The following is a 12550-nucleotide window of genomic DNA, read 5'->3' as shown; positions in this document are numbered from 1 at the left end:
TGACGATGCGCCAGTGAAGGGCGCCTCAGGTCAGCACGGCGAACGAACATGTAACACACGCTTGCTGTTGTAGACCCAAAGACCGTGCCGCGCGTTGATAAAAATAGTAGCCGGATGAAGGAAAACGCATGACGTCTGCGCTTGATGCAAGAAAGTGTGCGCGTGCAGACAGGCTGTCTGGTGCGGCAGTGAGATCGTTCGATGAACGAGACGCTCCGCATAACGGAGCATTGCAAGCGGAAGATTGTAGGTGAGCGAATCTGTGTTTCCAAGTGATGAATGTGGGGAGGCGCATACGGCGCGATTTTCGCAACGTAGTTCGTGAAAAAAAATTTAAAAGGGTTTAGGATGAATTCGAGCGATGTCGTTTCCGAATAGCGCGCCGCGCACGACATCGGTCTAGACTTCGGCGAGGAGGTAGCATGGATATCTACAGCAGTTTCGCGACCCGCTTCGAGAAAACACGAGAAGATGAACTCTCGCTCGAGGAGTATCTCGCGCTCTGCAAAGACAATCCCGCCGCGTACGCCACGGCTGGCGAACGCATGTTGACAGCAATCGGTGAACCCGAACAGATAGACACTCGCAACGATCCGCGCATGTCGCGCATCTTCGCGAACAAGGTCATCAAGGTATACCCCGCATTCCGTGAGTTCTACGGAATGGAAGACGTGATCGAGCAGGTGGTCGCCTACTTCCGGCATTCGGCCCAGGGGCTCGAAGAAAAGAAGCAGATTCTGTATCTGTTAGGCCCGGTCGGCGGCGGTAAATCGTCGATCGCGGAACGGCTGAAGCAACTCATGGAACGCGTGCCTTTCTACGCGATCAAGGGCTCGCCCGTCAACGAGTCGCCACTCGGTTTGTTCGATTACGACGAGGACGGTCCGATCCTCGAAGAGCAATACGGTATTCCACGCCGCTACCTGAAAAACATTCTTAGCCCGTGGGCGGTGAAGCGCCTGCACGAATACAACGGCGACATCCGCAAGTTTCGCGTGGTGCGCCGCTACCCGTCGATCCTTCGTCAGATCGGTATCGCCAAGACCGAACCGGGTGACGAAAACAATCAGGACATTTCGTCGCTCGTCGGTAAGGTCGACATCCGCAAGCTCGAACAGTACGCACAAGATGACGCGGACGCATACAGCTACTCCGGTGGCCTGTGTCTCGCGAATCAGGGTCTGCTCGAGTTCGTCGAAATGTTCAAGGCGCCGATCAAGGTCTTGCACCCGCTGCTCACCGCGACTCAGGAAGGCAACTTCAAGGGCACGGAAGGCTTCGGCGCGATCCCGTTCGACGGCGTGATTCTGGCTCACTCCAACGAGTCGGAATGGAAGGCGTTCCGCAACAATCGCAACAACGAAGCACTGCTTGACCGGATCTTCGTCGTGAAGGTGCCGTACTGCCTGCGCTACGGTGAAGAGGTCAAAATCTACGAGAAGCTGCTGCGTAATTCGTCGCTGGCCAATGCGATATGCGCACCGGGCACGTTGAAGATGATGGCACAGATGTCGGTGCTCACGCGCTTGCAGGAGCCGGAAAACTCCAGTCTGTTCTCGAAGATGCAGGTGTACGACGGCGAGAATCTCAAGGACACCGATCCGAAGGCCAAGTCGTATCAGGAATATCGTGATTTCGCGGGCGTGGATGAAGGGATGACCGGCGTGTCGACCCGCTTCGCGTTCAAGATCCTGTCACGTGTATTCAACTTCGATTCGACGGAAGTCGCAGCGAATCCGGTGCACTTGATGTACGTGCTCGAACAGCAGATCGAGCGCGAGCAGTTCCCGCCGGAAACCGAGCAGAAGTATCTGTCGTTCATCAAGGACGTGCTGGCGTCGCGCTATGCCGAGTTCATCGGCAAGGAGATTCAGACCGCGTATCTGGAGTCGTATTCCGAGTATGGTCAGAATATCTTCGATCGCTACGTGACGTATGCGGATTTCTGGATTCAGGATCAGGAATTCCGTGACCACGACACCGGCGAGAGTTTCGACCGCGCGGCGCTGAACGCCGAACTGGAGAAGATCGAGAAACCTGCGGGCATCAGCAACCCGAAGGACTTCCGCAACGAGATCGTCAACTTCGTGTTGCGTGCGCGTGCTGCGAATGCGGGGAAGAATCCTGCGTGGATCAGCTACGAGAAGCTGCGCGTCGTGATCGAAAAGAAGATGTTCTCGAACACGGAGGAACTGCTGCCTGTGATCTCGTTCAACGCCAAGGGCTCGGCGGAGGAACAACGCAAGCATGAAGACTTCGTCAACCGGATGGTGACCAAGGGCTATACGCCGAAGCAGGTGCGCTTGTTGTGTGACTGGTATCTGCGCGTGCGCAAATCGTCATGATACGCACTGCGTGCCGCCTGCGCGGTCTGTCCGCGCGGGCACCTTGCGAGGCGCAAGCTGTATGGACATAGCGTTTGTTTGTAGACATGCCTATGCAGCGTGCGTCTCGCGCAGCGGAAATCAGTGCAGTTGCATGGGGTCGGGGTAAGTGCTGAAGCGCTAACTCTGGTCGACATGCGACTGCATAGGATCGGAGTAAGCGCTAAAGCGCTAACTCTGGTCGACATGCGAGTGCATAGGACCAGAGTAAGCGCTAAAGCGCTAACTCTGGTCGATACGCGAGTGCATAGGACCAGAGTAAGCGCTAAAGCGCTAACTCTGGTCGATACGCGAGTGCATAGGACCAGAGTAAGCGCTAAAGCGCTAACTCTGGTCGATACGGGAGACCGGGCGTGCTTCATCAAATCATCGACCGCAGGTTAGCAGGCAAGAACAAGAGCATTGCAAACCGCGAGCGCTTTCTGCGCCGCGTTAAGAACTATATTCGTCGCGCCGTCTCGGAAGCGGTGCGCGACCGCAGCATCAAGGACATTCAGAACACCCAGAGCATCATCATCCCGCGCAAGGACATCGCGGAACCGTCGTTCCGGCATGGTCCCGGCGGCAAGCGCGAAATGGTGCACCCGGGCAATTCCGACTACATCCGTGGCGACAAGATCCAGCGCCCGCAAGGGGGCGGTGGTGGAGGCGGCGGCAATCAGGCCAGCAATGAGGGCGAGGGTCAGGACGACTTCGTATTCGAGCTGAGCCGCGAAGAGTTCATGCAGTATTTCTTCGACGACCTCGAACTGCCGCGTCTCGTCAAAACCCATCTGATGGCCGTGCCTACGTGGAAAAGTATCCGCGCGGGCTGGGCGGCCGAAGGCACACCGAACAATATCGACGTGGTCCGGTCGCTGAGGAGCGCGCTCGGCCGCCGTATTGCGCTCGGTGCGCCGCTCGTCAATCAGTTGCACGAGATGGAGCGGCAACTCGAAGTGATGAAGGCCGATCCGGACGACCGTCGCGACGAAATCAAACTGCTCGAAGAGGAAATCCACCATTTGCGCGGGCGCATCTGGCGCATTCCGTTTATCGATCCGTTCGATTTGCGCTACGTAAACCGGGTGAAGCAGCCCACGCCGTCCAGCCAGGCAGTGATGTTCTGTCTGATGGATGTGTCGGGTTCCATGGACGAGCAGCGCAAGGATCTCGCCAAGCGCTTCTTCATCCTGCTGTATCTGTTCCTCAAGCGTAACTACGAAAAGATCGAAGTGGTGTTCATCCGGCACCATACGCGCGCCGAAGAAGTCGATGAAGACACGTTCTTCCATTCGACCGAAAGCGGCGGCACGGTGGTGTCGAGCGCGCTGGAGCTGATGCAGAAAGTAATGGACGAGCGCTATTCGCCGACTGAATGGAATATTTACGGCGCTCAGGCTTCCGACGGCGACAATTGGACCGACGATTCGCCCAAGTGCCGCAAAATACTTTCGGGTGACATCCTGGATAAGGTGCGCTATTTTGCGTATATCCAGGTCACGCCGGAAGAGCAGAACTTGTGGCTCGAATATGCGCAACTGGCGCTGAGCCAGCCGCACATGGCGATGAAGAAGGTCGAAACCGCGGCTGACATCTATCCGGTGTTTCGCGAATTGTTTGAGAAGCAGGTGGCGTCTTCATGACGACAAAGCACCTGCACGACGAAGCGCCCGGCGCTCAGCCGGAGCGCGGGAAAGGCGTGCCGCAGCGTCAGTCGGGGCATGCCGAGGCGAAGGCGGACGATTCTGGAGCCGCCGCAGCCGGAGCAGTCGAGACCGCTGCAGCACGGGGACACACCGGAACGCCCCCTGCGGGGCAAAGGGAAGTCCGTATGAACGTAGCCGATAGACGGCCTTTGCCGTGCCCGTCCGACTGGACCTTCGAATTGATCGAAGAGTACGACTCGCATATTGCCCTTGTTGCAGAGCAATATGAACTCGACGTGTATCCGATCCAGCTCGAACTCATCAGCGCCGAACAGATGATGGACGCCTACGCGTCTGTCGGCATGCCTGTGAATTATCGTCACTGGTCGTTCGGCAAACACTTCCTCGCCACTGAAAAAAGCTATCGTCGCGGCCAGATGGGGCTGGCGTATGAGATCGTCATCAATTCGAACCCCTGCATCGCGTACCTGATGGAAGAGAACACGATGACGATGCAGGCGCTCGTCGTCGCACACGCGGCCTATGGCCACAACTCGTTCTTCAAGGGCAACTATCTGTTCAAACTGTGGACTGATGCGCACGCGATTATCGATTACCTCGTCTACGCGAAGAACTACATCGCGGAGTGCGAGGAGCGCTTCGGACTCGACCGGGTGGAGGAACTGCTCGACTCGTGCCATGCGTTGATGAACTACGGCGTGGACCGTTACAAACGTCCGCAGAAATTGTCGCTGGAAAAAGAGTTTGCGGCGCGCCGCGAACGTGAGGCTTATCTGCAATCGCAGGTGAACGAGCTGTGGCGGACCTTGCCGACCCGGCATACGCCTTTGCCGGAGGAAATCGAGGAGCGTTATCCGCCGGAGCCGCAGGAAAACCTGCTGTATTTCGCGGAGAAAAATGCGCCGTTGCTCGAGCCGTGGGAGCGGGAAGTGATCCGCATCGTGCGCAAGGTCGGGCAGTATTTTTATCCGCAGCGGCAAACCCAGGTGATGAACGAAGGCTGGGCGACATTCTGGCACTACACGTTGCTCAACACGATGTACGCCCAAGGCAAGCTGGAAGACGGCTTCATGATGGAGTTTCTCCATTCGCACAGCAATGTGGTCTACCAGCCGCCGGTGACGAAACCGTATTACAGCGGCATCAATCCGTATGCGCTCGGTTTTTCGATGATGAGCGACATCCGCCGGATCTGCGAGGCGCCGACGGAGGAGGACCGCAAGTGGTTCCCGGAACTGGCCGGCAGCCCGTGGCTACCCGCCATGCACTACGCAATGCGCAACTTCAAGGACGAGAGTTTCGTCGCGCAGTATCTGTCGCCGCATCTGATCCGGGAAATGCGTCTGTTCTCGGTGCTGGATGACGACATGCGCGATGCGCTCGAGGTCTCGGCGATTCATGACGACAGTGGGTATCAGTATGTGCGTCAGGCGCTGTCGCGGCAGTACGACATGCATCATCGGGAGCCGAATATTCAGGTGTGGGCGGTCAACACGCGCGGCGACCGGAGTCTGACGCTGCGGCATTTCATGAGCGACAACCGGCATCTGTCCGGTGATAGCGATGAGGTGCTCAAGCACATGGCGCGCCTGTGGCAGTTCGATGTCTACCTGGAAAGCGTCGATGAGAACGGTACGGTGAGAAAGCGCTATGAGTGCAAGTATGTGCCGCCCGCGGTGAGGGTTTGAACTCCCGGTAAGCGCCCGTCAAGCAGAAGCCGATTCGTTCTGCCAGAAGCCCCCGTATGCCGCGCCTTACGGGGGCTTCTGCTATTGGACGTGCCGTGGACACTGTTCCGCATTTTTCAATAATTTTTAAAAAATTATTGAAAAATGCGTTCGGCTTCCGCTCGCGCGCCATAGGCTCCTAACAAACCCCCCATCTCTCCCTTGCAATTCTGTAAAATTCGCGCACGCGCGCCACGGGGGCCACTGCGGCACCTCGCTGCGCGTGTTGTGAAGGCGGCGCCGCGACCGCCACCTCCGTTTAAAGACAAGGAAAGACAACAGCATGACCGACCTATCCGACCAAACAACCGTGGCCTCGGCACACGACACCCGGCGCCGCATCTTCGCGATCGTTGGCGCTTCGTCAGGCAATCTAGTCGAGTGGTTCGACTTCTACGTGTACTCGTTCTGCGCGCTGTATTTCGCGCCGGCATTCTTCCCGAGCGGCAACACCACCACGCAGTTGCTCAACACCGCGGGCGTCTTTGCCGCGGGCTTCCTGATGCGCCCGATCGGCGGCTGGTTCTTTGGCCGGCTTGCCGACAAGCACGGGCGCAAGACCGCGATGATGGTGTCGGTGTTCATGATGTGCGGCGGCTCGCTCGTGATCGCCGTGTTGCCCACCTATGCGCAGATCGGCGCATGGGCGCCGGCTTTTCTCCTGATGGCACGCCTGTTCCAGGGCTTGTCGGTAGGTGGCGAATACGGCACCAGCGCGACTTATATGAGTGAAGTCGCCCTCAAGGGCCGTCGCGGGTTCTTCGCGTCGTTCCAGTACGTCACGCTGATCGGCGGCCAGTTGTGTGCGCTGCTGGTGCTGGTGATCCTTCAGCAAACGCTCTCCACGGAAGATCTGAAAGCGTGGGGCTGGCGTGTGCCGTTCGTGATCGGTGCGCTGGCGGCGCTGGTCGCGCTGTATCTGCGTAAATCGCTTGAAGAAACCACCACCGCCGAGATGCGTCAGCGCAAGGAAGCCGGCACGCTGCGCGGCCTGTGGCTGCACAAGGGCGCATTTGCGACGGTACTCGGCTTCACGGCCGGCGGCTCGCTGATTTTTTATACGTTCACGACGTACATGCAGAAGTACCTGGTCAATACCGCCGGCATGCAGGCGAAGACGGCAAGCAACGTGATGACCGCGGCGCTGTTCGTCTACATGGTGATGCAACCGGCTTTCGGCGCGTTGTCGGACCGAATTGGTCGCCGTCGGTCGATGCTGTTCTTCGGCTTCTTCGCGACCATCGGCACCGTGCCGTTGCTGCATGCGTTGAAAGACGTGACGAGCCCGTATGCGGCGTTTGGCCTCGTCGTGGTGGCGTTGGCGATCGTCAGCTTCTATACGTCGATCAGCGGTCTGATCAAGGCCGAAATGTTCCCGCCGGAAGTGCGCGCGCTCGGCGTGGGGCTGTCGTATGCGGTGGCCAATGCGATCTTCGGCGGCTCGGCGGAATACGTTGCGCTGTGGCTGAAGTCGGTGGGTAGCGAGTCGACGTTCTACTGGTACGTGACCGCGCTGTGCGCCATCGCCGGCATCGTGTCGTTGCGCATGCGTGATCCGTCGAAAGAAGGGTATCTGCGTCACGAGCCGTGAGCGTGAGCGACACGCTCGAACAGCGCGCATGAGCGCTGCTTGAGAACGGCGGCCACGGGCAACCCGGCCGCCGTTTTTTATTCCATCGGCGAGGCACGGCAAACCAGCGGCAGGGCGCCCGCTCAAGCCACCACGATCTCCGTCCCCACTGCGTGCAGCAGATCGCGCAGCGCCTCGGCTTGCGCCATCTTCGCATTGCTGCGCAGATGAATCTGCAGTGCGCGCCCGGCGATTCCGTCAACGGGATGCGCGAGCCATAACTCCACCGCGAGCCCCAATCCTTCCGGCTGATTGACGACGACCGGTTCGATCACGCGCGGTTTGAAACAGGCACTGTCGGACATGGCGAATCCCCTCGGGGCTGATGACGGTTCAAGGTTCATCCTAATCAGCCGCACGCGAAAGACCAAGCGACAAATACGCGTTTGCTAATCAGCGGATGCTTAGCAGGAAACGCGCTATCGGATTAGTTCGGAGCGATCGGTCACGCGCTCCGTCATAACGGTCGCCGGCTCCGCGACGACGGCAGGTGCTACGGCAACGGCTGCCCGCTGCCGGATGGCCATCGCCGAGCGCGAGAGCATCAGCAGATGGTAGTAGAGCCGCGTGCTGAATCCATAGTTGTATGCATACAGATGAGTGAACGCGATCTTCAGTCCGGCGAACGCGTGCCGATTCTTCGCATGGACCGAGACGACGATCGGCGCGAGACGGCGCAATGCGAGCTTGCGCGACGGCTCCAATCGCGGCGGCAATTTCAGCGCCTTGACGAACGCATACGCACTGATGGTGGCCGCGGCCGTCGTGCCACGGGTGCGATGCGAAATCGAGGTCGTTGTCTTGCGATAGACCGATACATAGTCATGCAGATAAAACACTTCGCGCGCTGAGAGGCAGAGCTCCGTGCCGAACACGAAATCGCAACACGTCCCGTACCGTTCCTTATAGCCAATCCGCTTCACGAGTTCCGCGTTGGCCATCCAGCCGTTGTTCGGGAACATCTGGATCAGCCCGGTTCGCCCGGGCAAGGGCTGCAAGCCTTCGGCGTCCCGGGTGCGGCGAAAGGCGGTGTTCAGTCGCGCACTGGCTTCGAAATCAATGGCGCCGCTGTGATCGGCCTCGTATTGATCGGCGAATGCCGCCTCGAGTTGCGGATGAAGCGCCCACAGCGATACGAGCTTTTCGACGCCGTCGGTGGTGAGCAAATCGTCGTCGTGAATCAACAGGATCTTGTCGCCGCGCGCGCTCGAACAGGCTCGCGACATTGCGCGCCTGGCCGAGCGGCGGCTGGTTCATCGCGTAACGGATGCGCGGCTCGTTCGCATAGCGCGCCGCGATCAACTGCCGGGTGCGCGCGTCCTTCGAATCATCGCCGATCACGATTTCCAGATTGCCGTAGGTCTGCGCAAGGCAAGAATCGATGCACGCCACGATGAGTTCAGGACGATCGCAGGTGGGCAGGCAGATCGAAACTTTGGGGGAGTGAGAGGAGGTCGGGGGGATGGGCATGGGGCGTCGCCTTTGTTATCTGTTGAGGGGCGGCAGCCGGTTCGCTTGGCGCACACATCGCTGCATGCAGGAAAATAGTCCATCACCCGAAAAAATAATGGCTAATAATTCGGAAAAAATGTCTGCCTTCTGAAAGCCTGTCGAAGGGGAAATTTTTTGCGGCTCTGCGCCCGAAACGCAGCAAAGCCGCTTGTAGGCTAGCGTTTAATATTTCAACCGACTGACGGTTCGCCCTCGCCGGGTTTCTTGCCCGGACGGTCTGCCGGTGACTGATCGCGCCCTTCATCGTCGCGTTCGGGTAGCTTGCTCTTCTCGTTATCGCTGTGCACAGCCGGTTGCGGATGTTCGATGTCGGCGGGCTTCGTTTCCTTGTTCTCTTTGGTTTCGTTCATGGCTTTGCTCCTTGATTGAGGACACTTGAATTCCAGCAAGGCTCGGGCCTGAGGCTCGAGGGCCGCTGTCCGCGCATGATGGGGCGACGTGAGCAGCTGGCTTTGACGCGATGTGGTTGACGACGATTTCATACGACTGCGAGACGGTGTGTCGGGCGGTGTGTCGGGCGGCGTGACGGTGCGTCGCATGACGAATTTGAACGGCGGCAATCGCTATACTTGAACTGACCGGCATGTGACGTTTAAATGCGTGCGGCTTTCACCTGTCCCGGTCAGGCAATGCGTTTCGTGCCGAACAATTCGATGTGCATTCCGAATGCGGAGAGGCATTGAAGAAAGTTCGGTATCCATATTGAATAATGATGGACGAGGCCTCTTTCAGCCCGTTTTGACACTGTCTTGTCGTGGAGAATAGTATGGATCTTGCTCAACTTGTTGAAAACAAAATCAACGAAAGCGCTTCGAAGATAGTCAAGGGAGGCAGCGGAACTGACGACGTAGCATTCGGGAAACTGACGTTTTATCTTGCACTGCGGCGAGTTCAGCAGAAGAAGGCTACTGCGGAGGACGTTGGTTTGCTGGATGCCATCAACGATACTTTGCAGGCGCTCGCGATCCTTGAAGAAGGGCAGACTTTTTACAGGGTTTAGGGAGGCGAAATTTGTCGGGCCGTCGGCACTTACAAACAACCCCTTGACCGTGGGGCTCAATCAGCGCACCGTGAAGAAGAAAAAGAACCCCGGGAGCCCGACATGTCTCTCAACTTCCCGAACCCGAGCCGCAGTTACGACGCCTTCCGTCATTGCGTCAATTTCTGGGGCTATGACAATGCACGCGAAATCGCCTTCACGGTTGACAATTCGGTCATTTCGAATCTGAGCCCCAGCGTGGGCTCTGACGAGCCGGCAGTGTTGGCAGCCTTCGACCGTCATCGCGAGCAGATCCTGACGCTTGCTCGCGGTCTGTATGTCGGTGGCCCGCAAAACCGCTATACGATTTCCTGATATTTCTTGATACAGCGCGGCGCGGCATGTCCAACCGGACCTGCCGTGCGCCGCCTTGTTCCACAGCCTAAGCAGTGCGGCGCCCACCGCCGCCTCATCCGCTTTGTCGCAGGAGTTTCACCATGGATGATGACCAGGTCAATCTGGAAGAAATCGCCGATGGCAAACGGCGGCGTGAAGCATCACGCCTCGCCGAAATTGACGAAGCCGCTGCGCCAGCGGCGATTGCGCCGCAGCACGGCCAGCAGGGCAATGAAGCCTCACCGAAGCAATGGGTTAAGCACGTCACGAAGTGGCTGGGCGCAAAGCGTACGCTGATGCAAACGCGCCGCATCGTGCCGCTCAAAAAGAAACCTGCCGTTCTTTAAGCATTCGCAACGAAAAAAAACCGGCATAAGGCCGGTTTTTCTATTTGGACAGTGCCCGTTGAAACCTTCCGATAACGGCAAAACTGGGCGTTTTGCTGGATTCTTGCGCGCCCGGCCGAAGCGACGCGACAGCATCGCTAATCAGCTTGCGGCAAGCGCTAACATCCCGTAGCCGCAGCGTCCGGCGACGCCTCGCGTTCGATCTTTTCGAATACGTCCATCAACCTTCCGATACGTTGGACGCTGCCAGGCGGCAGTCGTCCTTCGCCGGGCGATAAGGCGAGAATCCGGCGGCGCCAATAGGGCAAGCCCAGCGGCGGGGCAGTCATGAGAAATGGAATAATCAGTTCGAGATGAGCGAGCTCGCTCTCGAAGGGGTAGTTCGACATAGGTTTCCCGTGCAGGCTATAAGTGCCTCCATGGAGAATGCGCGCGGCGCGGGGCGATTGTCTGCACGCTACCGTACAGGATGCGAAGTGGCGCCCTGTGTCGCCTGTCCACGCACTTCGCGGGTGACAGGCGCTTCGTCGAGTTGGCGAAACACCCATGCCGAGGCCAGCGTGATGACGCCCACGCACACGAAGCTCAGACGGAATCCGAGTGCCGCCGAGCCCCATTGCGCCGAGAAAAAATTCACGAGTCCACCCCCGATCGATACGCCCAACCCGATCGCCAGCATCTGCACCATCGAAAAGAGACTGTTGCCGCTGCCGGCGTCTTCATGCGAGAGGTCTTTGAGCGTGGCGCTGTTCATCGCCGCGAATTGCATGGAGTTGGCCGCGCCGAACACCGCCAGAATCACGACTTCGACCATGAGCGGCGTGCCACGGGTAATCAGTGCGAACGCAACGATCGAGGTGCCGACTATCACCGTATTGACGAGCAGGAAGGTGTCGTAACCATAGCGGCGTATGAGCGGCGCAATCCAGCGTTTGGCGAGCGTGCCGGCAAGCGCCGCGGGCAGCATCATGAGGCCGGAGTGCAGCGGTGAGTAACCGAGTTGCAGTTGCAGCAGCAACGGCACCAGGAACGGCACGGCGCTCGAACCGACGCGGCACACCAGGTTGCCGATCAGGCCGACGCTGAAATTCGGCTCGCGGAACAGCGAGAGTTTGAAGAGCGGATTGCTGCGGCGTTTTGCGTGCGGAATGTAAGCGAGCGCGCTGACGACAGCGAGCGCGAAGAGACCTGCCGACCATGCCGCGCGATGCGTCTCCACCGGCGCCTCGATGGCCAGCGAAAACGCGATCATGCAGAGCGACAGGAGCCCGCAGCCGACGAAGTCGAATGGGGGCGCCTTGGTTTCGCCATGCGACGGCAAAAACCGCTGCACGGCGTAGAGGCCCACCGCGCCGATCGGCACATTGATCAGAAAGATCCAGTGCCACGTGACCGCCTGCACGAACCAGCCGCCGAGCGTCGGTCCGGCAATCGGTCCCAACTGGCCGGCAATCGAAATGAAGGCCAGCGCCGACACGTATTGCTCGCCCGACACGCTGCGCAAGACGGCGAGCCGTCCGATCGGCAGCAGCATCGATCCGCCCAGCCCTTGCAGGACCCGCGCCATCACCAGTTGGCCGAGCGTATGCGCGCTCGCGCAACAGACCGAACCGAGCACGAACACGAGGATCGCCACGAAATACACGCGCCGCGTGCCGAAGCGGTCGGCGAGCCAGCCTGAGGCCGGGGTGAGCATCGCCATCGTCAGCGTGTAGGCGACTACGATCGGCTGCATGGCGAGCGGCGCGACATGCAGGCTGTTCGCCATCGACGGCAACGCCGTGTTGACGATCGTCGTGTCGAGCGACTGCATGAAAAAGCCGGCGGCGACGATCCAGAGTAGTGCGGTCTGGGCGGAGTCCTTGTTCATGTTCAATTGAAGCTGCGGGGCGGTCGGGGCGAATGGGCGGCCTGGACACAATGCAA

General features: G+C 59.0%; 11 protein-coding genes and 1 pseudogene. 7 read left to right on the top strand and 5 right to left on the bottom strand.

The features are described 5' to 3' along the window. Positions 1-422 precede the first annotated feature (422 nt). From ACAX43_RS07995 to ACAX43_RS07980, 4 genes are all read left to right on the top strand, one after another. Positions 423-2345, top strand: a complete 1923-nt coding sequence (locus tag ACAX43_RS07995; RefSeq protein WP_370707870.1) for a PrkA family serine protein kinase — start codon at positions 423-425, stop codon at positions 2343-2345. A gap of 392 nt (positions 2346-2737) precedes the next feature. Beyond that, positions 2738-4009 (top strand): YeaH/YhbH family protein, encoded by a 1272-nt coding sequence (locus tag ACAX43_RS07990; RefSeq protein WP_370707869.1) that lies wholly within the window; start codon positions 2738-2740, stop codon positions 4007-4009. Next, complete coding sequence (locus ACAX43_RS07985; RefSeq protein WP_370707868.1) at positions 4006-5721, top strand: SpoVR family protein; 1716 nt, start codon at positions 4006-4008, stop codon at positions 5719-5721. The genes ACAX43_RS07990 and ACAX43_RS07985 overlap by 4 nt, the downstream gene beginning before the upstream one ends. A gap of 322 nt (positions 5722-6043) precedes the next feature. Next, positions 6044-7351, top strand: coding sequence for an MFS family transporter (locus tag ACAX43_RS07980; protein ID WP_370707867.1), 1308 nt, complete (start codon positions 6044-6046; stop codon positions 7349-7351). Positions 7352-7473: 122 nt separating this feature from the next. Here the strand turns inward: ACAX43_RS07980 and ACAX43_RS07975 are convergent, their stop codons facing one another. The 3 genes and pseudogenes from ACAX43_RS07975 to ACAX43_RS07965 all read right to left on the bottom strand — a co-directional run bounded on the left by ACAX43_RS07975 (position 7474) and on the right by ACAX43_RS07965 (position 9252). After that, positions 7474-7695: a hypothetical protein gene (locus ACAX43_RS07975; RefSeq protein WP_370707866.1), complete on the bottom strand. Its 222-nt coding sequence runs from the start codon at positions 7693-7695 to the stop codon at positions 7474-7476. Positions 7696-7809: 114 nt separating this feature from the next. Beyond that, positions 7810-8860 (bottom strand): annotated as a pseudogene (locus tag ACAX43_RS07970) (glycosyltransferase family 2 protein). A gap of 212 nt (positions 8861-9072) precedes the next feature. Beyond that, a complete protein-coding gene (locus tag ACAX43_RS07965; RefSeq protein ID WP_370707865.1) occupies positions 9073-9252 on the bottom strand; it encodes a hypothetical protein in 180 nt (59 codons plus the stop codon). Positions 9253-9668: 416 nt separating this feature from the next. On the opposite strand from ACAX43_RS07965, the gene ACAX43_RS07960 reads away from it, so the two are divergent. From ACAX43_RS07960 to ACAX43_RS07950, 3 genes are all read left to right on the top strand, one after another. Further along, positions 9669-9902, top strand: coding sequence for a hypothetical protein (locus ACAX43_RS07960; protein ID WP_370707864.1), 234 nt, complete (start codon positions 9669-9671; stop codon positions 9900-9902). A gap of 102 nt (positions 9903-10004) precedes the next feature. After that, complete coding sequence (locus ACAX43_RS07955) at positions 10005-10256, top strand: DUF1488 domain-containing protein (protein WP_370707863.1); 252 nt, start codon at positions 10005-10007, stop codon at positions 10254-10256. A gap of 122 nt (positions 10257-10378) precedes the next feature. Further along, on the top strand, positions 10379-10624 hold the full coding sequence (locus tag ACAX43_RS07950; protein WP_370707862.1) for a hypothetical protein: 246 nt from the start codon (positions 10379-10381) through the stop codon (positions 10622-10624). Between the two features lie 158 nt (positions 10625-10782). Here the strand turns inward: ACAX43_RS07950 and ACAX43_RS07945 are convergent, their stop codons facing one another. Both ACAX43_RS07945 and ACAX43_RS07940 read right to left on the bottom strand, forming a co-directional pair. Continuing rightward, positions 10783-11013, bottom strand: coding sequence for a hypothetical protein (locus ACAX43_RS07945; protein WP_370707861.1), 231 nt, complete (start codon positions 11011-11013; stop codon positions 10783-10785). Between the two features lie 68 nt (positions 11014-11081). Then, positions 11082-12494, bottom strand: coding sequence for a DHA2 family efflux MFS transporter permease subunit (locus ACAX43_RS07940; RefSeq protein ID WP_370707860.1), 1413 nt, complete (start codon positions 12492-12494; stop codon positions 11082-11084). Positions 12495-12550 lie beyond the last annotated feature (56 nt).

Origin of the sequence: Paraburkholderia sp. IW21 (assembly GCF_041321145.1) — a bacterium.
Taxonomy (GTDB): Bacteria; Pseudomonadota; Gammaproteobacteria; order Burkholderiales; family Burkholderiaceae; genus Paraburkholderia.
This window is presented reverse-complemented; position numbering and strand designations above follow the sequence as displayed.